At 38.1% G+C, this 23,518-nt stretch carries 39 protein-coding genes and 3 tRNA genes; 39 read left to right on the top strand and 3 right to left on the bottom strand.

Features of this window, described 5'->3' with window-relative positions:
• The first annotated feature begins 1 nt into the window (after position 1).
• From rpsC to rpsI, 30 genes are all read left to right on the top strand, one after another.
• Positions 2 to 661, top strand: a complete 660-nt coding sequence (rpsC, locus tag QA612_RS11490) for a 30S ribosomal protein S3 (protein WP_278283952.1) — start codon at positions 2 to 4, stop codon at positions 659 to 661.
• A gap of 2 nt (positions 662 to 663) precedes the next feature.
• Complete coding sequence (gene rplP, locus QA612_RS11485) at positions 664 to 1,098, top strand: 50S ribosomal protein L16 (protein WP_278283951.1); 435 nt, start codon at positions 664 to 666, stop codon at positions 1,096 to 1,098.
• Positions 1,088 to 1,291, top strand: coding sequence for a 50S ribosomal protein L29 (gene rpmC, locus QA612_RS11480; RefSeq protein WP_013486763.1), 204 nt, complete (start codon positions 1,088 to 1,090; stop codon positions 1,289 to 1,291). Before rplP ends, rpmC begins: the two co-directional genes overlap by 11 nt.
• Before the next feature lie 21 nt (positions 1,292 to 1,312).
• A complete protein-coding gene (rpsQ, locus tag QA612_RS11475; protein WP_278283950.1) occupies positions 1,313 to 1,576 on the top strand; it encodes a 30S ribosomal protein S17 in 264 nt (87 codons plus the stop codon).
• Between the two features lie 36 nt (positions 1,577 to 1,612).
• Positions 1,613 to 1,981 carry a 50S ribosomal protein L14 gene (gene rplN, locus QA612_RS11470; RefSeq protein ID WP_278283949.1) on the top strand — a complete coding sequence of 123 codons (369 nt, stop codon included), beginning with the start codon at positions 1,613 to 1,615 and terminating at the stop codon, positions 1,979 to 1,981.
• 41 nt (positions 1,982 to 2,022) lie between these two features.
• Positions 2,023 to 2,349: a 50S ribosomal protein L24 gene (gene rplX, locus QA612_RS11465; protein WP_278283948.1), complete on the top strand. Its 327-nt coding sequence runs from the start codon at positions 2,023 to 2,025 to the stop codon at positions 2,347 to 2,349.
• Between the two features lie 29 nt (positions 2,350 to 2,378).
• Positions 2,379 to 2,918, top strand: coding sequence for a 50S ribosomal protein L5 (gene rplE, locus QA612_RS11460; protein ID WP_278283947.1), 540 nt, complete (start codon positions 2,379 to 2,381; stop codon positions 2,916 to 2,918).
• Positions 2,919 to 2,947: 29 nt separating this feature from the next.
• Positions 2,948 to 3,133 (top strand): type Z 30S ribosomal protein S14, encoded by a 186-nt coding sequence (locus tag QA612_RS11455; protein WP_278283946.1) that lies wholly within the window; start codon positions 2,948 to 2,950, stop codon positions 3,131 to 3,133.
• A gap of 27 nt (positions 3,134 to 3,160) precedes the next feature.
• Entirely contained in the window at positions 3,161 to 3,559 is a 399-nt protein-coding gene (gene rpsH, locus QA612_RS11450; RefSeq protein ID WP_278283945.1) for a 30S ribosomal protein S8, read from the top strand.
• Positions 3,560 to 3,589: 30 nt separating this feature from the next.
• The gene (gene rplF, locus QA612_RS11445; protein WP_278283944.1) at positions 3,590 to 4,126 is read left to right on the top strand and encodes a 50S ribosomal protein L6; all 537 of its coding nucleotides are present in this window, start codon (positions 3,590 to 3,592) and stop codon (positions 4,124 to 4,126) included.
• A 33-nt stretch (positions 4,127 to 4,159) separates the two neighbouring features.
• Positions 4,160 to 4,522: a 50S ribosomal protein L18 gene (gene rplR / locus QA612_RS11440; RefSeq protein WP_278283943.1), complete on the top strand. Its 363-nt coding sequence runs from the start codon at positions 4,160 to 4,162 to the stop codon at positions 4,520 to 4,522.
• Positions 4,523 to 4,550: 28 nt separating this feature from the next.
• Positions 4,551 to 5,048, top strand: coding sequence for a 30S ribosomal protein S5 (gene rpsE, locus QA612_RS11435; protein ID WP_278283942.1), 498 nt, complete (start codon positions 4,551 to 4,553; stop codon positions 5,046 to 5,048).
• A gap of 13 nt (positions 5,049 to 5,061) precedes the next feature.
• Positions 5,062 to 5,250 carry a 50S ribosomal protein L30 gene (gene rpmD, locus QA612_RS11430; RefSeq protein ID WP_278283941.1) on the top strand — a complete coding sequence of 63 codons (189 nt, stop codon included), beginning with the start codon at positions 5,062 to 5,064 and terminating at the stop codon, positions 5,248 to 5,250.
• A 27-nt stretch (positions 5,251 to 5,277) separates the two neighbouring features.
• On the top strand, positions 5,278 to 5,718 hold the full coding sequence (gene rplO / locus QA612_RS11425) for a 50S ribosomal protein L15 (RefSeq protein WP_278283940.1): 441 nt from the start codon (positions 5,278 to 5,280) through the stop codon (positions 5,716 to 5,718).
• Positions 5,718 to 7,010: a preprotein translocase subunit SecY gene (gene secY, locus QA612_RS11420; protein ID WP_278283939.1), complete on the top strand. Its 1,293-nt coding sequence runs from the start codon at positions 5,718 to 5,720 to the stop codon at positions 7,008 to 7,010. The genes rplO and secY overlap by 1 nt, the downstream gene beginning before the upstream one ends.
• A gap of 58 nt (positions 7,011 to 7,068) precedes the next feature.
• Positions 7,069 to 7,722 (top strand): adenylate kinase, encoded by a 654-nt coding sequence (locus tag QA612_RS11415; RefSeq protein ID WP_278283938.1) that lies wholly within the window; start codon positions 7,069 to 7,071, stop codon positions 7,720 to 7,722.
• Positions 7,719 to 8,468 (top strand): type I methionyl aminopeptidase, encoded by a 750-nt coding sequence (gene map / locus QA612_RS11410; RefSeq protein WP_278283937.1) that lies wholly within the window; start codon positions 7,719 to 7,721, stop codon positions 8,466 to 8,468. Before QA612_RS11415 ends, map begins: the two co-directional genes overlap by 4 nt.
• A 17-nt stretch (positions 8,469 to 8,485) precedes the next feature.
• On the top strand, positions 8,486 to 8,788 hold the full coding sequence (locus QA612_RS11405; RefSeq protein ID WP_278283936.1) for a KOW domain-containing RNA-binding protein: 303 nt from the start codon (positions 8,486 to 8,488) through the stop codon (positions 8,786 to 8,788).
• A 4-nt stretch (positions 8,789 to 8,792) separates the two neighbouring features.
• On the top strand, positions 8,793 to 9,011 hold the full coding sequence (infA, locus tag QA612_RS11400) for a translation initiation factor IF-1 (protein WP_010896341.1): 219 nt from the start codon (positions 8,793 to 8,795) through the stop codon (positions 9,009 to 9,011).
• Between the two features lie 46 nt (positions 9,012 to 9,057).
• Positions 9,058 to 9,171, top strand: coding sequence for a 50S ribosomal protein L36 (rpmJ, locus tag QA612_RS11395; protein WP_003322638.1), 114 nt, complete (start codon positions 9,058 to 9,060; stop codon positions 9,169 to 9,171).
• 19 nt (positions 9,172 to 9,190) lie between these two features.
• On the top strand, positions 9,191 to 9,556 hold the full coding sequence (gene rpsM / locus QA612_RS11390) for a 30S ribosomal protein S13 (protein WP_278283935.1): 366 nt from the start codon (positions 9,191 to 9,193) through the stop codon (positions 9,554 to 9,556).
• 18 nt (positions 9,557 to 9,574) lie between these two features.
• Positions 9,575 to 9,967, top strand: coding sequence for a 30S ribosomal protein S11 (rpsK, locus tag QA612_RS11385; protein WP_278283934.1), 393 nt, complete (start codon positions 9,575 to 9,577; stop codon positions 9,965 to 9,967).
• A 184-nt stretch (positions 9,968 to 10,151) separates the two neighbouring features.
• The gene (locus QA612_RS11380) at positions 10,152 to 11,096 is read left to right on the top strand and encodes a DNA-directed RNA polymerase subunit alpha (protein WP_278283933.1); all 945 of its coding nucleotides are present in this window, start codon (positions 10,152 to 10,154) and stop codon (positions 11,094 to 11,096) included.
• Positions 11,097 to 11,211: 115 nt separating this feature from the next.
• Entirely contained in the window at positions 11,212 to 11,574 is a 363-nt protein-coding gene (gene rplQ, locus QA612_RS11375) for a 50S ribosomal protein L17 (protein WP_278283932.1), read from the top strand.
• Positions 11,575 to 11,700: 126 nt separating this feature from the next.
• The gene (locus QA612_RS11370) at positions 11,701 to 12,543 is read left to right on the top strand and encodes an energy-coupling factor transporter ATPase (protein WP_278283931.1); all 843 of its coding nucleotides are present in this window, start codon (positions 11,701 to 11,703) and stop codon (positions 12,541 to 12,543) included.
• The gene (locus tag QA612_RS11365; protein WP_278283930.1) at positions 12,519 to 13,385 is read left to right on the top strand and encodes an energy-coupling factor transporter ATPase; all 867 of its coding nucleotides are present in this window, start codon (positions 12,519 to 12,521) and stop codon (positions 13,383 to 13,385) included. Before QA612_RS11370 ends, QA612_RS11365 begins: the two co-directional genes overlap by 25 nt.
• An 8-nt stretch (positions 13,386 to 13,393) precedes the next feature.
• Complete coding sequence (locus tag QA612_RS11360; RefSeq protein WP_278283929.1) at positions 13,394 to 14,197, top strand: energy-coupling factor transporter transmembrane component T family protein; 804 nt, start codon at positions 13,394 to 13,396, stop codon at positions 14,195 to 14,197.
• 15 nt (positions 14,198 to 14,212) lie between these two features.
• Entirely contained in the window at positions 14,213 to 15,001 is a 789-nt protein-coding gene (gene truA / locus QA612_RS11355) for a tRNA pseudouridine(38-40) synthase TruA (protein WP_278283928.1), read from the top strand.
• Between the two features lie 180 nt (positions 15,002 to 15,181).
• Positions 15,182 to 15,619, top strand: a complete 438-nt coding sequence (gene rplM, locus QA612_RS11350) for a 50S ribosomal protein L13 (protein ID WP_278283927.1) — start codon at positions 15,182 to 15,184, stop codon at positions 15,617 to 15,619.
• A 20-nt stretch (positions 15,620 to 15,639) separates the two neighbouring features.
• Complete coding sequence (gene rpsI, locus QA612_RS11345) at positions 15,640 to 16,032, top strand: 30S ribosomal protein S9 (RefSeq protein ID WP_278283926.1); 393 nt, start codon at positions 15,640 to 15,642, stop codon at positions 16,030 to 16,032.
• Between the two features lie 333 nt (positions 16,033 to 16,365).
• Here rpsI and QA612_RS11340 read toward each other — a convergent pair whose 3' ends face one another.
• Entirely contained in the window at positions 16,366 to 16,512 is a 147-nt protein-coding gene (locus QA612_RS11340; protein WP_278283925.1) for a hypothetical protein, read from the bottom strand.
• A 144-nt stretch (positions 16,513 to 16,656) separates the two neighbouring features.
• Between QA612_RS11340 and QA612_RS11335 the strand changes: the two genes are divergently transcribed.
• The 4 genes from QA612_RS11335 to QA612_RS11320 all read left to right on the top strand — a co-directional run bounded on the left by QA612_RS11335 (position 16,657) and on the right by QA612_RS11320 (position 19,519).
• Positions 16,657 to 16,830 carry a hypothetical protein gene (locus QA612_RS11335; RefSeq protein WP_278283924.1) on the top strand — a complete coding sequence of 58 codons (174 nt, stop codon included), beginning with the start codon at positions 16,657 to 16,659 and terminating at the stop codon, positions 16,828 to 16,830.
• A gap of 276 nt (positions 16,831 to 17,106) precedes the next feature.
• Positions 17,107 to 17,544 (top strand): DUF2521 family protein, encoded by a 438-nt coding sequence (locus tag QA612_RS11330; RefSeq protein WP_278283923.1) that lies wholly within the window; start codon positions 17,107 to 17,109, stop codon positions 17,542 to 17,544.
• A 61-nt stretch (positions 17,545 to 17,605) separates the two neighbouring features.
• Positions 17,606 to 18,325, top strand: a complete 720-nt coding sequence (cwlD, locus tag QA612_RS11325; RefSeq protein WP_278283922.1) for an N-acetylmuramoyl-L-alanine amidase CwlD — start codon at positions 17,606 to 17,608, stop codon at positions 18,323 to 18,325.
• Between the two features lie 144 nt (positions 18,326 to 18,469).
• A complete protein-coding gene (locus tag QA612_RS11320) occupies positions 18,470 to 19,519 on the top strand; it encodes an Mrp/NBP35 family ATP-binding protein (protein ID WP_278283921.1) in 1,050 nt (349 codons plus the stop codon).
• A gap of 299 nt (positions 19,520 to 19,818) precedes the next feature.
• On the opposite strand, the gene gerD is transcribed toward QA612_RS11320, so the two are convergent.
• Complete coding sequence (gerD, locus tag QA612_RS11315; RefSeq protein WP_278283920.1) at positions 19,819 to 20,430, bottom strand: spore germination lipoprotein GerD; 612 nt, start codon at positions 20,428 to 20,430, stop codon at positions 19,819 to 19,821.
• Positions 20,431 to 20,783: 353 nt separating this feature from the next.
• On the opposite strand from gerD, the gene QA612_RS11310 reads away from it, so the two are divergent.
• The gene (locus QA612_RS11310) at positions 20,784 to 21,434 is read left to right on the top strand and encodes a KinB-signaling pathway activation protein (protein WP_278283919.1); all 651 of its coding nucleotides are present in this window, start codon (positions 20,784 to 20,786) and stop codon (positions 21,432 to 21,434) included.
• A 139-nt stretch (positions 21,435 to 21,573) separates the two neighbouring features.
• On the opposite strand, the gene pdaB is transcribed toward QA612_RS11310, so the two are convergent.
• Positions 21,574 to 22,332: a polysaccharide deacetylase family sporulation protein PdaB gene (pdaB, locus tag QA612_RS11305; protein ID WP_278283918.1), complete on the bottom strand. Its 759-nt coding sequence runs from the start codon at positions 22,330 to 22,332 to the stop codon at positions 21,574 to 21,576.
• A gap of 125 nt (positions 22,333 to 22,457) precedes the next feature.
• On the opposite strand from pdaB, the gene QA612_RS11300 reads away from it, so the two are divergent.
• The 4 genes from QA612_RS11300 (at position 22,458) to QA612_RS11285 (ending at position 23,252) form a co-directional block, all read left to right on the top strand.
• The gene (locus QA612_RS11300) at positions 22,458 to 22,703 is read left to right on the top strand and encodes a hypothetical protein (protein ID WP_278283917.1); all 246 of its coding nucleotides are present in this window, start codon (positions 22,458 to 22,460) and stop codon (positions 22,701 to 22,703) included.
• Between the two features lie 226 nt (positions 22,704 to 22,929).
• Positions 22,930 to 23,005: transfer RNA gene (locus tag QA612_RS11295), tRNA-Asn, on the top strand.
• A gap of 1 nt (position 23,006) precedes the next feature.
• Positions 23,007 to 23,082, top strand: a tRNA-Thr gene (locus QA612_RS11290).
• Positions 23,083 to 23,177: 95 nt separating this feature from the next.
• Positions 23,178 to 23,252 (top strand) — tRNA-Gln (locus QA612_RS11285).
• Positions 23,253 to 23,518 lie beyond the last annotated feature (266 nt).

Raw genomic sequence — 23,518 nt, 5'->3', positions numbered from 1 at the left:
TGTGGGTCAAAAAGTAAATCCAATCGGACTTCGTGTCGGTATTATTAAAGACTGGGAGTCAAAATGGTATGCCGACAAAGACTATGCTGATCTACTTCACGAAGACATTAAAGTTCGTGAATACTTAGAGAAGCGTTTAAAAGATGCTGCTTTATCCACCATCGAAATTGAACGTGCAGCAAACCGCGTTAACGTTACAATCTACACTGCTAAGCCAGGAATGGTTATCGGTAAAGGTGGATCTGAAGTTGAAGCATTACGCAAAGCATTAAATCAATTAACTGGCAAGCGTGTACACATCAACATTAACGAAGTGAAAACTCCAGACATGGATGCACGCTTAGTTGCTGATAATATTGCTCGTCAATTAGAAAATCGTATTTCATTCCGCCGTGCGATGAAGCAAGCTATTCAACGTACAATGCGTTCAGGTGCTCAAGGTATTAAAACACAAGTATCTGGTCGTCTTGGTGGAGCTGATATTGCTCGTTCTGAATCATACAGCGAAGGAACAGTACCACTACACACTTTAAGAGCTGACATCGATTATGGTACTGCAGAAGCAGATACTACTTACGGGAAGCTTGGAGTAAAAGTGTGGGTATATCGTGGTGAAGTCCTTCCAACGAAAGGAACGAAACAAGAGGAAGGAGGAAAATAATCATGCTAATGCCTAAACGTGTAAAATTCCGCCGCGAACATCGTGGTAAAATGCGTGGCCGCGCTAAAGGTGGCGCAGAAGTAACTTTTGGTGATTACGGCTTACAAGCGCTTGAGGCTTCTTGGATTACAAACAGACAAATCGAAGCAGCACGTATTGCAATGACACGTTATATGAAACGTGGAGGTAAAGTATGGATTAAAATTTTCCCAGATAAGCCTTATACATCTAAACCATTAGAAGTTCGAATGGGTTCCGGTAAAGGTGCTCCAGAAGGATGGGTAGCGGTTGTAAAACCGGGGAAAATTATGTTTGAAATTGCTGGGGTTTCTGAAGAAGTAGCTCGTGAGGCATTACGTCTAGCTTCTCATAAACTACCGATTAAAACTAAATTTGTAAAACGCGAAGAAGTGGGTGGTGACGCAAATGAAAGCTAATGAGATTCGCAACCTTACCACTGCCGAGATTGAACAAAAATCAAAATCATTAAAAGAAGAGCTATTCAATCTTCGCTTTCAACTTGCGACTGGACAGTTAGATAATCCAGCCCGTATTCGCGAAGTGAAAAAAGCTATTGCTCGTGCAAAAACGGTATTGCGTGAAAGAGAACTTGGAATTATTAACGAATAATCCTGAGAGGAGGTTTGCACTGTGACAGAACGTAATAATCGCAAGAGCTATACTGGTCGTGTTGTTTCAGATAAAATGGACAAAACGATTACTGTTCTTGTAGAAACGTATAAAATGCACCCGCTCTATGGAAAGCGTGTTAAATACTCTAAAAAGTTAAAAGCTCATGATGAGAACAACACAGCTAAACTAAACGATATCGTTCGCATTATGGAAACTCGTCCATTATCTAAGGACAAAAGATTCCGTCTTGTAGAGGTCGTCGAAGAAGCGGTAATTATTTAATAGAAGTTTGCTTACCTGAAGGGAGGTAAAGAATCTATGATTCAACAAGAAAGTCGATTAAAAGTAGCTGACAACTCAGGAGCCCGTGAAGTACTTTGCATTAAAGTGCTTGGTGGAACAGGTCGCAAAACCGCGAACATTGGAGACGTTATCGTCTGTTCTGTAAAGCAAGCAACACCTGGAGGCGTTGTCAAAAAGGGTGAAGTTGTTCGCGCGGTAATCGTACGTACAAAGAGTGGAGCTCGTCGTCCTGACGGTTCTTACATCAAATTTGATGAAAATGCTGCAGTAATTGTACGTGATGATAAGAGCCCGCGTGGAACACGTATCTTCGGACCAGTTGCACGTGAACTACGTGATAATCAGTTCATGAAGATCGTATCTTTAGCTCCTGAAGTACTTTAATAATATATGAACGGAAATTTAGGTGTTAAGGAGGTGCCCTCATGTCACAACCGAAATTACATGTAAAAAAAGGAGATACTGTAAAGGTGATCTCAGGGAAAGACAAAGGTAAAGAAGGTACTATTTTAGAAGCTTACCCAAGTCAATCTCGTGTGCTTGTAGAAGGTGTAAACTTAATCCATAAGCATTCAAAACCGTCTCAAGCAAATCCACAAGGTGGAATCATTAATCAAGAAGCGCCAATTCATGTCTCTAACGTGATGCCGATTGACCCAAAAACGAAAGAACCTACTCGAGTTGGGTATAAAGTGGAGAATGGCAAAAAAGTAAGAATTGCAAAAAAATCTGGCGAAGTTTTAGATAAGTAATTGTCAGTGGGTGAAAGGAGGTTTACTCAATGAATCGTCTTCAAGAGAGATATAATAGTGAGATCGTTCCTGCAATGACAGGGAAGTTCAATTACTCTTCTGTAATGGAAGTACCTAAAGTTGAAAAGATCGTTATCAACATGGGTGTTGGTGACGCTGTACAAAACTCTAAGGTTTTAGATAAAGCGGTTGAAGAATTAAGCGTAATTGCTGGTCAAAAGCCATTAATTACAAAAGCAAAGAAGTCAATCGCAGGATTCAAACTACGTGAAGGAATGCCAATCGGTGCTAAAGTTACTTTACGTGGAGAGCGTATGTACCAATTCCTCGACAAGTTAGTATCTGTTTCTTTACCACGTGTACGTGATTTCCGTGGTATTTCAAAGAAAGCATTTGACGGACGAGGTAACTATACATTGGGAGTTAAAGAACAATTAATTTTCCCAGAAATCGAGTATGACAAAGTTGATAAAGTTCGCGGTATGGACATCGTCATCGTTACGACTGCAAATACAGACGAAGAAGCACGTGAACTTCTCACTCAAATGGGCATGCCGTTTCAAAAATAACAACGTGCTAAAAGAGAGGAGTGAAGACCTTGGCTAAAAAGTCGATGATTGCGAAAAATAAAAGGCCTAAAAAATTTCAAGTGCAAGATTATACTCGATGCGAACGCTGCGGTCGCCCACATAGTGTAATTCGCAAGTTCAAACTTTGCCGTATCTGCTTCCGAGAACTTGCATATAAAGGTCAAATTCCGGGCGTCAAAAAAGCTAGCTGGTAATTCCGTTTAGGGAAGGAGGTAAATACGATGGTCATGACAGATCCAATTGCTGATATGCTGACTCGTATTCGCAATGCGAATACTGTACGACACAATAGCTTAGAGCTTCCAGCTTCTAAAGTTAAGCGTGAAGTAGCAGACATTTTAAAGCGCGAAGGTTTCATTCGCGATTTCGAATATATTGAAGATAACAAACAAGGTATTCTTCGTATTTTCCTTAAGTATGGTGCAAATAACGAACGTGTTATCACTGGACTTAAGAGAATTAGTAAGCCAGGACTTCGAGTTTACGCGAAAGCAGATCAAATGCCGCGCGTACTTGGTGGATTAGGAATTGCAATAGTTTCCTCATCTAACGGAGTTCTTACGGATAAAGAAGCTCGCCAACAACAAGTTGGAGGAGAAGTATTAGCTTACGTTTGGTAAGTTGAATGGAACAGAATGGAGGTGTAAGGTATGTCTCGTGTTGGTTTAAAACCAGTTGAGATTCCATCAGGAGTAGAAGTTAAACTTGACGGAAATAACATTACAGTTAAAGGACCGAAAGGCGAACTTAAGCGTGACCTTCATGCTGATATGATTATCAAGCATGAAGAGAACCAAATTTTCGTAGAACGTCCTTCAGATCATAAAACTCACCGTGCTCTTCATGGTACTACTCGTAGCGTAATCAATAACATGGTTGAAGGTGTTACAAAGGGTTACGAGAAGAACCTTGAATTAGTAGGGGTTGGATACAGAGCAACAAAGTCTGGTAATAAATTAGTTTTAAACGTAGGTCTATCTCATCAGGTTGAATTTACACCTGAAGCAGGTATTGAAATAGACGTTCCTGCAAATACAAAGATTACTGTTAAAGGTATCGATAAGGAACGCGTAGGAGCGTTAGCTTCAAATATCCGCGCTGTAAGAAAACCTGAGCCTTACAAAGGTAAAGGAATTCGCTATGAAGGTGAATTTGTAAGACGTAAGGAAGGTAAGACAGGTAAATAAAGCTAAATAACGGAAAGAAAGGACTGACGTTCAATGATCACTAAGACTAAAAAGAACGCGGTACGTAAGAAAAGACACGCACATGTTCGTCGTACGATCACTGGTACTGCTGAACGTCCTCGTTTGAACGTTTTCCGTTCTAATAAGCAAATATATGCACAATTAATCGATGACGTTTCTGGCGTTACGGTTGCTAGTGCTTCAAGCTTAGATAAAGAACTAAAACTTGAAAACGGCGGAAATAAGGAAGCAGCGCGCCAAGTAGGCGAATTAGTTGCAAAGCGTGCCCTTGAAAAAGGTCATGAATTAGTAGTATTTGATCGTGGTGGATATTTATATCATGGTCGCGTACAAGTGCTTGCAGATGCAGCCCGCGAAGCTGGTCTGAAGTTTTAATCAAGGCTAGAAGGAGGGAAATAAATTCATGCGTATCGACCCAAATAAATTGGAACTTGAAGAAAGAGTCGTTACTGTCAACCGTGTAGCAAAGGTTGTTAAAGGTGGACGTCGATTCCGCTTTGCTGCATTAGTTGTAGTAGGAGACAAAAACGGACACGTAGGATTTGGTATGGGGAAAGCCCAAGAAGTACCAGAAGCGATCCGTAAAGGAATTGAAGATGCTAAGAAGAACTTAATTAGTGTTCCTATTCAAGGCACAACTATTCCGCATTTAATTACTGGAAAATTTGGAGCAGGTAGTGTGCTATTAAAACCAGCATCTGAAGGTACTGGAATTATTGCAGGTGGACCTGTTCGTGCTGTACTTGAACTTGCTGGTGTTGGAGATATTCTTTCTAAATCTTTAGGAACTAACAACCCAATCAATATGGTACGTGCAACAATTCAAGGATTAGAAGCGTTGAAGAGTCCAGAAGATGTTGCGAAACTACGCGGCAAATCAGTAGAAGAGCTGCTAGGTTAAGGAGGGATTTGGCATGGCAAACAAATTAGAGATCACCCTCAAACGTAGCTTGATCGGACGCCCAGAAGATCAGCGCGTCACTGTGAAGACATTAGGTCTTCGAAAAGTGAATCACACTGTCGTTCAAGAGGACAATCCAGCAATTCGCGGAATGGTAACAAAAGTTTCTCATCTCGTCAGTGTAAAAGAAATTGAAGCATAATCGATAAACAGTTGAGGAGGTGTCAACATGAAACTTCACGAATTGAAACCTGCTGAAGGATCACGAAAAGTACGTAACCGTGTTGGACGTGGTATTGGATCAGGTAACGGTAAAACTGCTGGTCGAGGACATAAAGGACAAAACTCTCGTTCTGGTGGTGGAGTACGTCCTGGATTTGAAGGTGGCCAAATGCCAATCTACATGCGTTTACCAAAACGTGGTTTTACAAATCCGACTCGAAAAGTATACGCAATAGTTAATGTAGAAACGTTAAATCGTTTCGAAGATGGCGTTGAAGTAACGCCAGAACTATTAATTGAAACAGGCGTTATTAGCAACGAAAAAGACGGGATTAAAGTTCTTGGAAATGGTAAGTTAGAAACAAAACTTACTGTAAAAGCTCATAAATTCTCAGCTTCTGCAAAAGAAGCGATTGAGGCTGCTGGCGGAACGACTGAGGTGGTTTGATGTTTCGAACGATTTCCAATATAATGCGTATCGGTGATTTAAGAAATAAAATCTTTTTCACCTTAGCGATGTTGGTCGTCTTTCGTATCGGTGCTCATATTCCTGCTCCAGGTGTTGATCCAGCAAGATTAGATTTTGCTGGAGAAATGAACGCCTTTGGATTTTTAAATACCTTTGGCGGTGGAGCATTAGAGAATTTTTCTATTTTTGCAACGGGAATCATGCCGTATATCACAGCATCTATTATCGTTCAGCTTTTAAGATTAGATGTTGTACCTAAATTTGCCGAATGGTCAAAACAAGGTGAAGCTGGTCGTCGAAAATTAGCGCAAGTAACGAGATACGGTACGATTGTCATTGCATTTTTCCAAGCGTTAGCAATGTCTATTGGATTTAACAATCTGTTTACTGGACTTGTTCCAAATCCAAGTGTTACAACATACTTGTTAATTGCTACTACGCTTACAGCTGGTACAGCGTTTCTTATGTGGCTTGGGGAACAAATTACAGCAAAAGGTGTTGGGAATGGTATTTCTATTATCATCTTCGGTGGTATTGCTGCCGGAATTCCCGTTGGTGTAAACCAAATTTATGCTACACATATTCAAGAAGCAGGGGATGCGTTGTTTATTAATATCGTGATCATCGCATTATTAATTCTTGCTATGTTAGCAATCATCGTTGGAATTGTATTCGTTCAACAAGCATTAAGGAAAATACCTGTACAATATGCTAAACGGGTAGTTGCTGGGAAGCCACAAGGAGGTCAATCAACTCACCTTCCTTTAAAAGTAAACTCAGCGGGGGTAATTCCTGTCATCTTTGCAATGTCACTTTTCATTTTTCCACCGACTGTAGCAGGTTTTATTGGGGATGAAAATGCTATTGCTGGATGGATTACTACAAACTTTAATTATGAGAATCCGCTTGGTCTCGTTGTTTATGCAACTTTAATCATTGGTTTCACATATTTCTATACGTTTGTTCAAGTGAATCCAGAGCAGATGGCTGATAACCTGAAAAAACAAGGTGGTTATATTCCTGGAATTCGTCCTGGTCAAACGACACAAGTATATATCACTCGAATTCTTTATCGTTTGACATTTGTCGGAGCTCTATTTCTAGCAGCAGTGTCAATAATTCCAGTGTTTTTTACATCACTGGCAGGGTTACCTCCAGCAGTTCAAATTGGAGGAACAGGATTATTGATTGTTGTTGGTGTAGCTTTAGATACGATGAAACAAATTGAAAGCCAATTGATACAACGATCCTATAAAGGTTTTATAAAATAGGATAAGGGAGTACTTCTCCCTTAGCTTTCAATAGTATAATAACGGTGGAGGGGTAGAGATGAATTTGATACTTATGGGGCTTCCAGGAGCTGGAAAAGGAACCCAAGCAGAAAAAATAGTTGAAAAATACGGAATTCCTCATATATCCACAGGAGACATGTTCCGAGCAGCCATAAAAAACGGTACAGAGTTGGGACTAAAAGCAAAAGCTTTTATGGATGAAGGAAATCTTGTACCTGATGAAGTGACTATAGGAATTGTCCGTGAACGATTAAGTAAAGAGGATTGTAATAACGGCTTTTTACTTGATGGTTTTCCGAGAACAGTTGCACAAGCAACAGCTTTGGAAGAAATGTTAAAAGATCTTGGTCGTCAACTCGATCATGTTTTATATATCGAAGTACCAAAAGAGGATTTGTTTAAACGCTTAACAGGTCGTTGGATTTGTCCAACATGTGGAGCAACGTATCATGAATTATATAATCCTCCTAAAGTAGCTGGGAAATGTGATAAAGATGGTAGCCAATTAATTCAACGGGATGATGATAAACCAGAAACCGTTGGAAAAAGATTAGAAGTTAACCTTGAGCAGGCTCAGCCTTTAGTTAATTTCTATCAAGGTAAAGGATATTTACGAAGCTTAGATGGAAACAAAGAGATCCATGAAGTTTTTAATGATATAGATAATATTCTAATTGGGAGCAATAAATGATTATTTGTAAGACGCCTAGAGAAATAGAAATAATGCGTATTGCAGGTAAAATAGTTGCACTAACACACCAAGAATTACAGCAACATATCCAGCCTGGTATCTCAACGAAGGAATTGGATAGTATTGCAGACAATTTTATTCGACAACATGATGCGATTCCATCTTTTAAAGGCTATAATGGATTTACTGGGAGCATCTGTGCTTCAGTAAATGAAGAATTGGTACACGGTATCCCAGGAAATCGGGTACTCAACGAAGGCGACATTATTAGTATTGATATTGGCGCTAAGTATAAAGGGTATCACGGAGATTCTGCATGGACCTATCCAGTGGGAGAAACTTCAGAAGAAAACCGTAAGCTACTTAAAGTCACCGAAGAATCACTATATAAAGGACTTGCGGAAGCAAAACCAGGCGATCGTCTATCCAACATTTCACATGCCATTCAATCATATGTTGAAGAACATGGATTTTCAGTCGTTCGAGAATATGTAGGACATGGAATTGGGCAGGATCTTCATGAGGATCCACAAATACCTCACTTTGGTCCTCCGGGAAAAGGTCCTATATTAAGACCAGGAATGGTTTTAGCTGTTGAACCGATGGTAAATGCAGGTTCACGGCATGTCCGAACGTTAAAGGATAATTGGACGGTCGTAACAACAGATAGGAAAATGTGTGCCCATTTTGAACATACAATTGCTATTGTTGATACAGGATGTGAAATTTTGACAAAAACCGAATGAAAAAAGGTGGTCACTAAATGAAAGATCCTGAATCGATTCCACAAGTGGGTGAGCTTGTGCGAATATTGAATGGAAGGGACAAAGGACAGTTTGCTTGTATAATAGAAATATTGGATGATCGTTTTGTTCGAATTGCTGACGGTGATAAACGGAAAGTAGATCGTGCAAAAAAGAAGAACATTCAACATGTTGAGCAGCTAAACATTCTAGTTCCTGAAGTGAAAAGTAGCATCGTTGAAACGGGTCGTGTTACCAATGCCAAATTGCGATTTGCAATTTCAACATATATTGATGATAATTTACTGAAGGAAGGAGAGTAAATTCATGGCCAAAGAAGATGTAATTGAGGTTGAAGGAACTGTAATTGAGCCACTTCCTAATGCAATGTTCCGAGTTGAACTAGAAAATGGACATAAAATTTTGGCTCACGTCTCTGGTAAAATTCGCATGCACTTCATTCGTATACTACCAGGTGATAAAGTAACCGTAGAATTGTCTCCGTATGATTTAACTCGTGGTCGTATCACGTATCGTTATAAATAAAGACAAACAGATCAATATTACTCCGCAACACAAGGAGGTAAAAAGCATGAAGGTGAGACCATCCGTTAAACCAATTTGCGAAAAATGTAAGGTTATTCGTCGAAAAGGTACCGTTATGGTAATTTGCGAAAACCCTAAGCACAAACAAAAACAAGGCTAATTCACAGGAGGTGTAAGGAATGGCACGTATAGCTGGTGTCGACATTCCTCGTGACAAACGAGTTGTCGTTTCATTAACGTACGTATTTGGAATCGGGAAAACCAGTGCTAGTGAGATTTTAAAAGAAGCTGGTGTTTCTGAGGATACACGCGTACGTGACTTAACGGAAAACGAATTAGGTAAAATCCGTGAAGTTATGGATAAATATAAAGTCGAAGGTGACCTTCGACGTGAAGTTTCTTTAAACATTAAGCGTTTGATTGAAATTGGATCATATCGCGGTATTCGTCACCGTCGTGGTCTTCCTGTTCGTGGGCAAAAAACCAAAAATAATGCACGAACAAGAAAAGGTCCTCGTCGTACTGTAGCAAATAAGAAGAAGTAAAGGAGGTAATGGTCGATTATGGCTAAACCGAAAACGACTCGTAATAAGCGTCGTCAACGTAAAAATATTGAATCCGGTATTGCGCACATTCGTTCTACATTTAACAATACAATCGTAACGATCACTGATACACGTGGTAATGCGATTTCTTGGGCTAGTGCGGGAGCTTTAGGATTTAAAGGTTCACGTAAGTCTACTCCATTCGCAGCTCAAACAGCAGCTGAAACAGCAGCTAAAGCAGCAATGGAACATGGTATGAAAACTGTAGAAGTATCAGTAAAAGGACCTGGCGCTGGACGTGAAGCAGCAATCCGTTCACTTCAAGCTACTGGGTTAGAAGTAAACATGATTAAAGATGTAACTCCAGTTCCACATAACGGTTGCCGTCCACCAAAACGTCGTAGAGTATAGTCGCATCAGAGGTATGGAAGTCCATACCCTTGTCAATAATGGTTTAAGAGTCGTTTGCCGAAATGGCTACTCTTTGTAAGATATTGACGGTTTCGTGACAGGTCGGGATGTACCCAATGAGGGATTCCGGTTGAACGAATGGACTTCAACCGGGGTTTCGACGTTTTGAAGGAGGGTTTGTTTAATGATCGAAATAGAAAAGCCAAAAATTGAAGCGATTGAAATAAGTGAAGATGCATCGTACGGGAAATTTGTAGTAGAACCGTTAGAACGTGGTTATGGTACAACTTTGGGGAATTCTCTCCGCCGAATTCTATTATCTTCTCTACCAGGGGCAGCTGTAACTAGCGTCCAGTTTGATGGTGTTCTCCATGAGTTTTCTACCATTGAAGGTGTAGTAGAAGATGTAACGTCTATCATTTTAAACTTAAAGAAACTCGCTCTTAAAATTTACTCAGACGAAGAAAAAACGTTAGAAATTGAAGCGCAAGGAGAAGGGGTTGTCACTGCTGCAGACTTTATGCATGATAGTGATGTGGAGGTTTTAAACCCTGACCTCCATATTGCAACTCTTTCAAAGGGAGCTCAATTTCATATGAAAGTTACTGCGAGCACTGGAAGAGGGTATGTTCCTGCTGAAGGAAATAACTCTGAAGAATTACCAATCGGAGTTATTCCAGTTGACTCTATCTATACTCCTGTTGCACGTGTGAACTATCAAGTTGAAAACACACGGGTAGGTCAGATTACAAACTATGATAAATTGACCCTTGATGTATGGACAGATGGAAGTATTCGTCCAGAAGAAGCAGTTTCCTTGGGCGCAAAAATCTTAACTGAGCACTTAAATATTTTTGTTGGCTTAACTGATCAAGCACAACATGCAGAGATTATGGTCGAAAAAGAAGAAGACCAAAAAGAAAAAGTTCTTGAGATGACAATCGAAGAATTAGATTTGTCCGTTCGTTCCTATAACTGTTTAAAGCGTGCTGGTATTAATACAGTACAAGAATTAACGCACAAATCAGAAGAAGATATGATGAAGGTTCGAAACCTCGGAAGAAAATCTTTAGAAGAGGTACAAGAAAAGCTAGGTGAATTAGGCCTAGGCCTTCGTAAGGAAGAATAGAAATTCGTAGTTTAAGAAGTTGAAAAACTTTTGAACAAACTATTAATATTTTTTCCCATACTTCATCTCACTATGAAAATACGTAGAAATTTTGACTTGAGAAGGAGGGACACTCATGGGCTATAGAAAATTAGGTCGTGATAGCAGCGCTCGAAAAGCATTATTTCGTGATTTAGCTACTGATTTAATCATCAACGAACGTATTGAAACAACAGTACCTAAAGCAAAAGAACTACGTTCTATCGTTGATCAAATGATCACACTAGGTAAGCGTGGTGACTTACATGCTCGTCGTCAAGCAGCAGCATTCATTCGTAATGAAGTTGCAGATGCAGAGGCAGGTACAAACGCTGTTCAAAAGTTATTTGATGATATCGCACCACGCTATGAGGAACGCCAAGGTGGATACACACGTGTGCTTAAGCTTGGACCTCGCCGTGGAGACGGTGCAGAAATGGCGATTATTGAGCTCGTGTAGTAATAGCTTAACAATTAATTGATTCTTCAAAGGGCGAGACACCAGATCTGGTTTCAGATTTGGGTTCTGTGCCCTTTTTTTGTATAGTGATCCCAATCATACAAATGTAGAATGGAGGGACATCTCATGGGTAACGAAATCATTCGTATTAATAACCTTTCTTTTCGTTATAGCTCCAATGACGTTGATGTATTAAAGAATATACATTTGTCCATCCATTCAGGTGAATGGGTTTCTATTGTTGGACGTAATGGATCTGGGAAATCGACATTAGGAAAATTTCTAAACGGACTGTTAGTTCCAACGGATGGTCACGTTTTTATTGTAGGTTTGAATAGCTGTGAAGAAAAGAATCTTCTAGCGATACGAAAAAATGTTACGATGGTTTTTCAAAATCCAGATAATCAATTTATTGCACCTACAGTAGAAGACGATGTTGCTTTTGGACTTGAAAATATGGGTGTACCGTATGAAGAGATGGTACAAAGAGTACAAGAGGCTATTCATGAAATGGACTTGGCAGGACTGGAAAAACAGGAGCCACACCGTTTATCTGGAGGACAAAAGCAGCGAGTTGCAATAGCAGGTGCTTTAGTCATGAAACCAAGCATCCTTGTGTTTGACGAAGCTACATCCATGTTAGACCCTGCTGGGAGGATGGAGGTACTTTCATCTATACAAAGATTAAATAAAGACAAAAACATTACGCTAATTACCATTACTCATGATATGAAAGAAGCAATGATGGCTGATCGCCTGATTGTCCTAAAAGATGGGAAAATCATTCGTAATGGAAAACCACAAGACATTCTTTTTGATGAAAAGGTTTTAACAGAGGCGAAACTTAAACGACCATTTATCTATGAAGTTATAAATACTTTAAGAGAAAAAGGAATTGTAATACCAGATGAAATTATCGATGAAAAAAAGCTGGTGGACATGTTATGCAAATTAAAGCGAAAAACATAGTTTATAAGTATATGCCTAATACTCCTTTTGAACGAGAAGCATTGAAACAAGTAAACGTTACATTTGAGGAGAATTCATATAATGTCATTATAGGGCGAACAGGTTCAGGTAAATCCACATTGATTCAATTGATAAATGGTCTTCTTCAACCTACAGAGGGAAAAATGGAGATAGGGGAGTACATTATTTCCAGTAAAACGAAGGAAAAAGATATTTTTTCGCTTAGAAGGCATGTTGGAATGGTGTTTCAGTATCCTGAGAACCAACTGTTTCATGATACCGTTTTACAGGATGTATCCTTTGGCCCCATAAATTTTGGTGTTCCACAAGGTGAAGCAGAAGAGATAGGAAGAAATGCTTTATCGAGAGTTGGAATCTCTGATATGTTATTTAATCGTTCCCCCTTTGAGTTAAGTGGTGGTCAGATGAGACGTGTTGCTATTGCAGGAGTCCTAGCAAGTGAACCGAAAATATTAATTTTGGACGAACCAACTGCTGGACTAGATCCACAAGGGCAATATGAAATAATGGAGCTTTTTTATGAATGGTATAAGGAAAGAGGAGACAGATCTGTTATTTTAGTTACTCATCAGATGGAGGAAGCTGTGAAATATGGACAGAACATTGTAGTTATGAATAATGGTGAATTAGAGATGTGTGGAAAAAGAGAAGAGGTATTTCAGCAACGAGATAAATTACTTCAGCTAGGATTGGGTATTCCAGATACTGTGAAACTGTTACACTTATTAAAAGAAACTAGTGGAGATAAAAAAATAAATACAGCAAAGTTTGACTTATATAATACTGTGGAAGAATTACTAATGTTTTTAGAAAGGGACTAATGGGGGATATGCTAAATAACAATATCATTGGTCAATACGTTCCAGGGGACTCTTACATACATCGAATGGATCCACGAGCTAAATTAATTTGCATCGTTTTATTCATGGTCTTTCTATTTTTTAGTTCTCATCCATTAATAATAGCCATTGGCCTATTTATTACGATTGTTTCCTTTTATTTATCACAGGTCCCTTTACGTTTCTTCTTAAAGGGAATGCGTCTCATCGGAATCATAATCTTATTTACGTTTATGATGCACCTCATAATAACTGGCGAAGGAAGTATTTTATTTGAGGTATTCTTTATTACTATTTATGTAGAAGGTGTAATAGAAGGCTTTATTATAGCTATACGGTTACTAACATTGGTAACCATGGCATCTTTATTAACATTGACTACCACATCAGTTAACCTTGCTGACGGAATGGAAACCCTGCTTCGTCCTTTAGAAAAACTACGAATTCCCATACATGAACTAGCATTTATGATGTCAATTGCACTTCGTTTTATTCCAACATTGCTTGGGGAAACACGAAAAATAACGAATGCACAAATAAGCCGTGGGGCTAATTTTTCAACAGGGTCACTAATCCAAAGAGTAAAAAAATTTGTTTCCATTCTTGTCCCACTATTTGTTCGGTCTTTTAAACGAGCAGAAGATTTAGCTGTTGCTATGGAAGCAAGAGGGTATACAGGTGGCAATCAGCGAACAAAATTTAGAAAGTTACAATGGGGTTGGATTGATACGATAGCCATCATCGTATTTTTACTATTTTCCCTATTAGCCATTACAGAAAGGTTTTTTTCTTGAGAAAGGTGATAGAAAATGCAGCGGATAAAAGCAATTATTTCCTATGATGGTACGAACTTTTCAGGCTATCAAGTACAGCCTAACAAGAGAACAGTTCAAGGTGAGTTTGAAAAAGCGTTGGCTAAAATGCATAAAGTGGATGATTGGAAAGTTTACGGCTCAGGTAGAACAGATGCAGGAGTTCATGGTGTAGGACAGACCATACATTATGATACCCCCCTGTCCATCCCTGAAGAACGATGGCCACAGGCTTTAAATAGTATTCTTCCTGAAGATATTCTTGTACGTCATGTGACCTATGTAGATTCTAATTTCCAAGCTCGATACGATGCGGTTGGAAAGGAATATATTTATAGAGTATATACGAATAAGATTAAAAATGTTTTTGATAGGCATTACAAGTATCACCATCCAGTGAAGCTGTCATATAATGATATGATGGCAGGAGCAAAGCTTTTAGAAGGGAAGCATGACTTTACAAGCTTTTCCTCACCAAAAACAACGGTAAAGGAAAAAACAAGAACCCTTTTTTCTGCTACCATTGAACGAGATGGAGATGATTGGACATTCCGCTATATAGGCAGTGGTTTTTTGTATCAAATGGTTCGTATTATAACAGGAACCTTATTAGATGTGGGTACAGGGAAACTCGCACCTTATCGTATCTCCGAAATTCTTGAAGCAAAAAACAGATTTGAGGCAGGTCTCACCATTCCTGGAAATGGCCTTTATTTAGTTAGAGTGTTTTATAAGGAGAAAGAATTACAAAAAGCTATAGAAGAAGCTAGAGGTAAAAATAATTAATCTTCAAAAAAATATAAAAGACAACGAATCCTGGTGTAACATTTTATTGACATAGGGCTTGAAATGTTATAAGATGATCTATGGTATTCTTATGCCCACTAGCCCCGGGTACGGAATCGAAGAAAGAATTAGTTGATCTGACAGAATTGTTTTTGTGATAGTTAATTAGGAGGGAAATAAATGCGTACGACATATATGGCAAAGCCAAGTGAAGTAGAACGTAATTGGTATGTTGTTGACGCAGAAGGACAAACACTTGGTCGTTTAGCGACAGAAGTTGCGAGCATCCTTCGCGGTAAAAATAAACCAACATTTACTCCGCATATTGATACTGGAGATAATGTGATCATTATTAATGCGGAAAAGATTCATTTAACAGGTAACAAATTACAAGGTAAGCTTTATCACCGCCACAGCCAACATCCAGGCGGATTAAAAACTATGACTGCTCAAGAAATGCGTGATCGTAAGCCAGTAAAAATGCTTGAGTTAGCGATTAAAGGAATGCTTCCAAAGAATTCTTTAGGTCGTAAACAAGGCATGAAACTACACGTATATGCAGGCAGTGAACACCCACATCAAGCCCAACAACCGGAAGTATACGAACTACGCGGTTAATATAGAAGGAGGTAATTTTTTTGGCACAGGTTCAATATTATGGAACAGGTCGTCGTAAGAACTCCGTTGCACGAGTGCGTTTAGTTCCGGGAGACGGAAGCATCGTGATCAACAACCGAGATATCGACGAATACTTTAACCTTGAAACGTTAAAATTAATTGTTAAACAACCACTAGTAGAAACACAAACAGAAGGTACTTATAACGTCCTTGTATCTGTTAAAGGTGGAGGCTACACAGGACAAGCGGGTGCAATCCGTCACGGTGTTGCTCGTGCCCTTTTAGGTGCAGATCCTGAGTACCGTGGAAGCCTTAAGAAGGCTGGCTTCTTAACACGTGATGCTAGAATGAAAGAACGTAAGAAGTACGGTCTTAAAGCAGCTCGTCGTGCTCCTCAGTTCTCGAAGCGTTAATATTGTTATATTCAAAAGATCTCATCCTTATCGGATGAGATCTTTTTTTAAAGATAAGAAACAAAAGTATAAAATTTTCACTCTACGTAAGGTGTCTAGGAGACAGGATGTCGATATTACGCCGTTGCCTACAGGACGTAGGCTGTACTTAGGCGGAATTGGGGCGCCTTGCGCTTTTCTTATTATGGATAAGTAATCGGCTTTATGCTCGTAGTAGCAGTTGCTTTTCATACAGGGAGTCTCGTACCAATGTAGTGCATACTTTTTTGTGATTTCCTCGGAAATACATTCCTTCGTCTACGTACAATCATTTAATAACTAAAAATGAGCTAGCTATCGTCCTACATCCTTATTTGTTGTATTCTTTCTATTTGTCGTGCCTGGTTTATTACCGGTTGTATAGGAATAAGTCGCTTCCACACCGCTGTCCTTTAAACTCCCACTTGTTACTTGATATTGTTTTTTATCTCTGTAAGGCATAATTTTCCTCCCAATTGGTTTCGCAAAAGTATCGATCAATTTTACTATCTCAAGAATGATAACTTTTCATTCATTATTTTTGAACTTATGGGTATGATAATCCTTAACAAATAGGTAGTTCTTTTTTCGAAAGGAAGTGAATGAATGAGTAATAAATGGAATGAAGAAGGTGCACCGAATTTAAACCTTTCATCAGCTACCATAAAAACCTCAAAGCTTGTGAACGAGGAGGACAAAAAAACACACACCTATTCTAAAGAGATGGATGAACCGGCTATACGTGATGAAATTATTGAAAGTCAAATAAGAGAGGACTAAACAATAAAGATCAAGCGCAAGTAAATGTACTTTTTACTTGCGTTTTTGTTGTTGTTTTAGAATTTATAAAATTTCCTTTTGATGGTGAGTGAGATTATGCCAAATTCTCCAGAAGTCTCTTTAGAAAATAGATTGAAAAGCTCTTATTTGCAGTCACCACAATATAAAAGTAATGTTTCCCATGGTGTAAATCCACTAATGATGCCAAGTATTTAGCCTAATTGATTGTGACCTCTATATAAACAATAAGAGTAAAAAAGTAGAGGCGATTAAATTATGAACGTTGTAACGGATTTAGGCGAAAGAAGGCGAAAGAAGCAATGGAAATTTGAACGTAGCATGTTAAGGGCGTTATCCATTGAAGATATGAGAAAGGATGTACATGAACGGTTTTTCCAAAATTTAGTTGGTCAGTCAGTCGGAAAGTTGTATCTAATTGATTATTGCTTAGATATTGGGATTGATGCCTATTTACTTGGTTCTGAATATGGAAGGTTTGGATATTATGGAGAAACAGAGGAACAAGTGCAAGAAAGGTGTAAAGAAGAGCTAAACACTTATATTAGACAAACGACTAGTCAGTTTTCTTCATGGTTTTCATTGGATTCAAAAGAAGAGGAGCAGCAATGGCATAGAAGTGCTGGATTCATTAAAAAATGGTGGACCTTAGGTTTTAAAGAGGGAGAAAAGAAATACCGACTTCGTCTACATTAATAATCATAAAAAATGTCCTGTCCCATATAAATAAAAAGTGAGGACAAAGGGGGACGAGGACATGAAAAGATTGTGGAAGCTTGTTGCCATCGCGTTAATAATCGGATTACTAATTGCAATTATTGAAATACAGTTTTTAAGTAGAAGTTCAACGGGGTGGCACTTGCCTTTGTCTGGGAAGGTAATTGTTATAGACCCAGGACATGGTGGTATAGATGGTGGTGCTTCGTCAAAAACAGGTACATTAGAAAAGGATGTGACTCTCCAAATCAGCTTCTTATTGCGGGACTATTTGCAGCAAGCTGGTGCTTTAGTTCTCATGACAAGAGAAGGGGATTATGATTTAGCTTCGGATAGTACTCAGCGTGTCCGTTCACGAAAAGTAGAGGATTTGCGAAAAAGGGTTTCATTAATAAATGAATCCAATTCTGACTTATTTGTATCCATTCATTTAAATTCCATTCCGTCTCCAAAATGGCGAGGAGCACAAACTTTCTATAATCGAACAATTGAGGGAAATGAAAATGTAGCAAAACATATTCAAGGGGAATTAAGGAGAAATCTTGAGAACACCAATCGTGAAGCAAAATCAATAAATAGCGTATATGTTCTTCAGCAAGCAAATATACCAGGAGCATTGGTTGAAGTAGGATTTCTATCAAATCCATCAGAAGCGGAATTATTAGATACGAAAGATTACCAACAAAAGGTTGCAGCTTCTATTTATGAAGGTATCCTTCGATATATGGCTGATGATCCTTTACCCAATGCAGGTAGTTAAAACAATATAGTATTTATCCATGAAAACTTGGTATTTTACCAAGTTTTTTAAATGTGTGTGATGTAAATCATCATGAATATTAGACGTTTATGTTATACTAAACGGGAATCCAACTCATAGATGTTAGTAAAGGGCGGTGTAACTATGGTAACAGAAGAACAAGTGCTTGAAGCATTAAAAAGCGTGCAAGAGCCTGTATTAGGAAAAAACCTTATTGAGCTTCAAGCAGTTAAGGAGCTTAAAATTAAAGATAATATGGTAAGCTTAAAATTAGCCATCTCTCAACCAGGTACGGCAGAGCAGATGCAGTTACAACAGGAGGTAGTAACAGCTGTAAAAGGAGCTGGAGCTGATTCTGTAGGGTTACGTTTTGAAAAAATGTCAGATGAAGAAGTAAAACAATATGGTGGCCAAGCAACGGAAGAAAAGAAGTCGTTGTTAGATCAGACAAACACCACCTTTATTGCAGTAACAAGTGGTAAGGGCGGTGTAGGTAAATCTACAGTTTCTGTAAATTTAGCTACATCTTTAGCGAGAAAAGGGAAAAAAGTTGGAATAATTGATGCCGATATATACGGCTTTAGTGTTCCAGATATGATGGGCATTGAAGAAAGACCAAAAGTAGAGGGACAGAGAATCTTTCCAGTGAACCGTTTTGATGTACAAGTAATTTCAATGGGTTTTTTCGTTGAAGATAATTCACCAATTATTTGGCGTGGACCTATGTTAGGTAAAATGCTGAAAAATTTCTTTGAAGAAGTAGAGTGGGGAGAGCTTGATTACCTCATTCTTGATTTACCGCCAGGAACAGGGGATGTAGCGTTAGATGTTCATACGATGATTCCTCAGTCAAAGGAAATTATAGTAACAACACCCCATGCAACAGCAGCTTTCGTAGCGGCTCGAGCAGGTGCTATGGCTATTAAGACAGACCATGAAATATTAGGGGTAGTGGAAAATATGTCCTTCTTTGAAAGTAAATTAACTGGTGAGAAGGAGTATGTATTTGGAACTGGCGGAGGAGACAAGCTTGCTCAAGAACTTCAAAGTGAAGTTTTGGCACAAATCCCTCTAGGACAGCCTGAAATTGATGAAAATGACTTTGCCCCATCCATATATGGAGAAGATCATCCAATTGGGAAAATTTATTTAGAGATGGCAGACAATGTTATTAATAAAATTGAAAACGAATAAATAATAAAAAAGGATGTATTTACTGGTATTAATACAGTAAATACATCCTTTCATTCATTTTCAGGGTATTCTCATGCAAGTTAAACTTGCACCATGAAGTATGAAGATTTCCTTTAACTGCAAACACATCTTATGATTTTCCAGCTTTTTGGGCTTCTAGAACGCTTCTATTTTCAGGGTAGACCACCCATTCAATAGGAAATTTGCACCATGGTGAATGAAAATATTCTTTTTCTAGAGTGATTCATTCTATGCGGATGCTTTCACATATTCATTTCTCTTCCTCTACTAATATAACTTTATTCTTCTTCTTCATCTTCTTTCTTCTGCTCTTGATCATCATCTTTTTTCATTTGTTCTTCGGCAACTCTAGCCAAAATTTCATTAATTTTAGCTACGAAAAAAGGGCTTTCAAATGCTTCTGTCATTACAGTCATAATTTGTTGACGGTATTCCTTACTTTTCATTAATTCTAAATATTCTTCTTCCATCTCTGGATCTTTCAATACAGAAATCATCATTTCTTGATACTCAGGGTCCTTCATTAAATTTTTTAACAGCTTTTCATTCTCATTCTGCATACTTTCTGCAAATGATTTTGCAAATTCAGGATCCTGCATGACTTTTTGCCAATATTCTTTTCCTTCTTCTGATGTTAATGTAGATTGTATCGTTTCTCGAACGTAATCTTGTTCTATAACAAGTGCTGTTTTTACTTCATCATCCTTAAGCACTTCTTGTATTGCTTTTTTTCCTTCTTCTGTTTGAAGCATGTCTACCATCATCTTTTTAGTGCTTTCATAACTAGGCTGAGATGTATTTTGTTCCTCCATTGCTGCACATCCAGTGCTAGTAGCTAACAAAATGAAGATAATACCAATATAGAGAATGTTACGGTTTAAATGCCACACTGGTAGCGGCTCCTTTCCATCGACAGTTTTTCCGGAAATAAATTGATTTTAGAAATAACTTACCTAATTTATTGAGAAAGGTGAAAATGTGATAACATTTTCGAGGAGTCTCATTTGTTCTGATCTCATCAAAATCACTTATAACGACGCTTATATTCATTTAGAGCAAAAAGGGATATTCAATAAATTTAATATTATTTTTTTCATTTATAATATGGATGTTCATTAGGGGGATTATACAGTTATCTTTCTACAAGCAAAAGAAATGGAGTAAAAAATAGAAAAAGCTGGCGAAAGAAAAAGAAATTTTGATAAAATAGTAAATGGACTGACATATTACGGGAGGAACTACATTGAATACAAGAAAAGTTGTTTTTTTATTTAATACAACATTGCTAATCGGTACTACAGCTGGATTTATTATTGCCTTTATTTTAGATTGGAGAACTCATATAAATGACTTAGCTGATTTACAATTCGGTGGTTTTATTATGATTATTATTACACCAGCTATTTGGACTGTTATTGCGCAAATGGGATTTTTCGCTTATTTAACAGTTCATCGATTCGGACTAGGGATATTTAAATCTATGCAGTTGTGGAATAGGGTACAGGTTATTATCATCGCCTTTGTTCTATTTGATTTAATGTTTTTCAGACACTTATTATTTGCAGAAGACGGGGAATCGATGCTTGGCTATACAATATTACCTATTTTATTATTAGCATATGCATTAATTGTTGCGTATATAAAGACGAAAGAAACGAATATCTCAGCTTTTATCCCAACTGTATTTTTTATGGTGGTAGTTACATCAATTGAGTGGATTCCAGCTTTAAGGGAGAATGAATTAACGTTTTTAATAAGCTCCATTGTTCCGTTACTAGTTGCAAATACGTGGCAAATTTTAGTGCTTCATCACTTAAATCAAAAGGATGAAAAGGATAAAAACGTTCAAACAAAAAATAATCGTACAAAAGTGAAAGCTCGACCATCTAAATGATGGCCGAGTTTTTTTAAAGAGTAGAATTTATAAGTTTTTTCTAACGATGTATAGGAGACAGGACGTCGATGATTTAACCTTTGCCCACAGGACGTGGGTGTTCTTAGGTTAAATTGGGGCGCCTTGTGCTTTTCTTAATCTAATGTACTTCTTTTGAAGAAATTTCAGCACCGGATAAAAGCTCTGAAATAGTGTTAAAGTTAAAGCCACTACTCTTTAACTGATCAATTATTTCTGGTAATGCTTCATTCGTTTGTTTTGCTGAATCTGATGCGTGCATGAGTACAATGTCACCATTTGTTACTTCAGAGATTACATTTTCAACAATAGTATCTACACCAGGATTTTTCCAGTCCTCTGAATTAATACTCCAGTGTATAACATCGTAATTTAAATCTGCAGCGATATTTAAGACGCGTTCATCGAAAGTACCATTCGGAGGACGTAAGTATTTTGGTGTTTCATTGCTTACTTCAGTAATAATGCGATTGGATTTTTGAATATCAGATTTAATCTTCTCATCATCCCATTTTGTATAGTGATCATGCTCATATCCGTGGTTACCTAATTCATGTCCATCCTCCAAAATACGTTCCACAATCTCAGGGTGCCTTTCAGCCCATTCAGCAGATACAAAAAATGTCCCAGCAATATCTAATTCCTTTAGCGTATCTAAAATTGGAGTAGCTCGTTCCTCTCCCCAGCTAATATTAAATGTAAGAGCTATTTCTTTGTCTTCTGCATCCACTTTATAAATGGCAAACGGTTCTTCGTCAGTTGAAAAGACAGGAATTTGTGATCTTTCTACGAATAGAATTCCTGCTGTGAAAAAAGCAGCGATGGCAATTATCATATAACGCTTTATTGTTTTTGCATTCCAAACCCATATAAAATTCATTCCCAACCCCCCTTTTCTTGTCCAAGCTTAATTAATATCTATTCGATGGACAGGCATTTATGAATAAAAATTGGAAAAAACGAAAATAATTTCAGATACACGGACTTTTTAGGAGGAATCGTAAAATGCTTGGTATGATGTTAACGAATAAGGAATCGAAAGAAATGGAATATTTACTGAAGAGAGAGCTTGAGGAACTTTTATTAGATCTTTCAGATTCTCGAATTGATAACCTTGTAAAACAAGCTATGGAAGAAAGGTACCAGATGATTTTTAAATTATATAAACGATTTACATCCCAAAAGGAGTATTTAAAGTATGTGAGAACAAAACAATTTACAAACAAATATAAAGAATCTAAAACAGATTGACATATAATTTAGGACTTGGTATATTAACGAAGTTATATTTATTGGGCAGACAGTAATTTTTATTAGATTGAAATGGAATCATTAATTTTTTTAGTGAAATCCCTTGCATTTTTGAAAAATAAATAGTATCATATCAAATGTCTCAAAGAAAGCTTGTTTATTAAGAGATTTTCTCTTCTAACAACAGCATGTAAAGCAAGGGAGTTTTCACAACATATTGAACTATTCCACAGTAGCTCAGTTGGTAGAGCAATCGGCTGTTAACCGATCGGTCGTAGGTTCGAGTCCTACCTGTGGAGCCACGCTTCCTTAGCTCAGTAGGTAGAGCGCATCCATGGTAAGGATGAGGTCAGCGGTTCAAGCCCGCTAGGAAGCTCCAAAAGGCTATTTCTATACATATACTGGAGCACACTTTGCGTTGCACAGTAGCGTGTCTGCCTAAGAGATTCTCCGTTTGTTTTAAACAATTTTTGTTGGGCTATAGCCAAGCGGTAAGGCATCGGATTTTGATTCCGTGATCCGCAGGTTCGAATCCTGCTAGCCCAGCCATTTTTTTAAGAAAGATGAACTAACTAGACGCTTCGTCGAATGTGAAATAAAAGCGAAGGCAATCTACTTCTACGAGTTGTTCCGGCGCATACACTACAAAGCAAAGCTAGTAGAGGAAGGAACAGGTAAAACAACAAAGGGAAACATCGTCCGTAAGCTTCGTGATAGACATCATTGAATTTACTACGACTCATTAGCTCAGTTACGAGCATTTACTTCGTCGAATGTGAAATAACAGCGAGGGCAATCTACTTCTACGAGTTGTT

Origin of the sequence: Evansella sp. AB-P1 (assembly GCF_029688925.1) — a bacterium.
In the GTDB taxonomy this organism is placed as follows: Bacteria; Bacillota; Bacilli; order Bacillales; family Salisediminibacteriaceae; genus Evansella.
This window is presented reverse-complemented; position numbering and strand designations above follow the sequence as displayed.

Coding starts and splice junctions, on each gene's coding strand:
- rplP (WP_278283951.1), top strand. CDS start 664: ATGCTAATGCCTAAACGTGTAAAATTCCGCCGCGAACATCGTGGTAAA.
- rpmC (WP_013486763.1), top strand. CDS start 1,088: ATGAAAGCTAATGAGATTCGCAACCTTACCACTGCCGAGATTGAACAA.
- rplN (WP_278283949.1), top strand. CDS start 1,613: ATGATTCAACAAGAAAGTCGATTAAAAGTAGCTGACAACTCAGGAGCC.
- rplX (WP_278283948.1), top strand. CDS start 2,023: ATGTCACAACCGAAATTACATGTAAAAAAAGGAGATACTGTAAAGGTG.
- rplE (WP_278283947.1), top strand. CDS start 2,379: ATGAATCGTCTTCAAGAGAGATATAATAGTGAGATCGTTCCTGCAATG.
- rpsH (WP_278283945.1), top strand. CDS start 3,161: ATGGTCATGACAGATCCAATTGCTGATATGCTGACTCGTATTCGCAAT.
- rplF (WP_278283944.1), top strand. CDS start 3,590: ATGTCTCGTGTTGGTTTAAAACCAGTTGAGATTCCATCAGGAGTAGAA.
- rplR (WP_278283943.1), top strand. CDS start 4,160: ATGATCACTAAGACTAAAAAGAACGCGGTACGTAAGAAAAGACACGCA.
- rpsE (WP_278283942.1), top strand. CDS start 4,551: ATGCGTATCGACCCAAATAAATTGGAACTTGAAGAAAGAGTCGTTACT.
- rpmD (WP_278283941.1), top strand. CDS start 5,062: ATGGCAAACAAATTAGAGATCACCCTCAAACGTAGCTTGATCGGACGC.
- rplO (WP_278283940.1), top strand. CDS start 5,278: ATGAAACTTCACGAATTGAAACCTGCTGAAGGATCACGAAAAGTACGT.
- secY (WP_278283939.1), top strand. CDS start 5,718: ATGTTTCGAACGATTTCCAATATAATGCGTATCGGTGATTTAAGAAAT.
- QA612_RS11415 (WP_278283938.1), top strand. CDS start 7,069: ATGAATTTGATACTTATGGGGCTTCCAGGAGCTGGAAAAGGAACCCAA.
- map (WP_278283937.1), top strand. CDS start 7,719: ATGATTATTTGTAAGACGCCTAGAGAAATAGAAATAATGCGTATTGCA.
- QA612_RS11405 (WP_278283936.1), top strand. CDS start 8,486: ATGAAAGATCCTGAATCGATTCCACAAGTGGGTGAGCTTGTGCGAATA.
- infA (WP_010896341.1), top strand. CDS start 8,793: ATGGCCAAAGAAGATGTAATTGAGGTTGAAGGAACTGTAATTGAGCCA.
- rpmJ (WP_003322638.1), top strand. CDS start 9,058: ATGAAGGTGAGACCATCCGTTAAACCAATTTGCGAAAAATGTAAGGTT.
- rpsM (WP_278283935.1), top strand. CDS start 9,191: ATGGCACGTATAGCTGGTGTCGACATTCCTCGTGACAAACGAGTTGTC.
- rpsK (WP_278283934.1), top strand. CDS start 9,575: ATGGCTAAACCGAAAACGACTCGTAATAAGCGTCGTCAACGTAAAAAT.
- QA612_RS11380 (WP_278283933.1), top strand. CDS start 10,152: ATGATCGAAATAGAAAAGCCAAAAATTGAAGCGATTGAAATAAGTGAA.
- rplQ (WP_278283932.1), top strand. CDS start 11,212: ATGGGCTATAGAAAATTAGGTCGTGATAGCAGCGCTCGAAAAGCATTA.
- QA612_RS11370 (WP_278283931.1), top strand. CDS start 11,701: ATGGGTAACGAAATCATTCGTATTAATAACCTTTCTTTTCGTTATAGC.
- QA612_RS11365 (WP_278283930.1), top strand. CDS start 12,519: ATGCAAATTAAAGCGAAAAACATAGTTTATAAGTATATGCCTAATACT.
- QA612_RS11360 (WP_278283929.1), top strand. CDS start 13,394: ATGCTAAATAACAATATCATTGGTCAATACGTTCCAGGGGACTCTTAC.
- truA (WP_278283928.1), top strand. CDS start 14,213: ATGCAGCGGATAAAAGCAATTATTTCCTATGATGGTACGAACTTTTCA.
- rplM (WP_278283927.1), top strand. CDS start 15,182: ATGCGTACGACATATATGGCAAAGCCAAGTGAAGTAGAACGTAATTGG.
- QA612_RS11340 (WP_278283925.1), bottom strand. CDS start 16,512: ATGCCTTACAGAGATAAAAAACAATATCAAGTAACAAGTGGGAGTTTA.
- QA612_RS11335 (WP_278283924.1), top strand. CDS start 16,657: ATGAGTAATAAATGGAATGAAGAAGGTGCACCGAATTTAAACCTTTCA.
- QA612_RS11330 (WP_278283923.1), top strand. CDS start 17,107: ATGAACGTTGTAACGGATTTAGGCGAAAGAAGGCGAAAGAAGCAATGG.
- cwlD (WP_278283922.1), top strand. CDS start 17,606: ATGAAAAGATTGTGGAAGCTTGTTGCCATCGCGTTAATAATCGGATTA.
- QA612_RS11320 (WP_278283921.1), top strand. CDS start 18,470: ATGGTAACAGAAGAACAAGTGCTTGAAGCATTAAAAAGCGTGCAAGAG.
- pdaB (WP_278283918.1), bottom strand. CDS start 22,332: ATGAATTTTATATGGGTTTGGAATGCAAAAACAATAAAGCGTTATATG.
- QA612_RS11300 (WP_278283917.1), top strand. CDS start 22,458: ATGCTTGGTATGATGTTAACGAATAAGGAATCGAAAGAAATGGAATAT.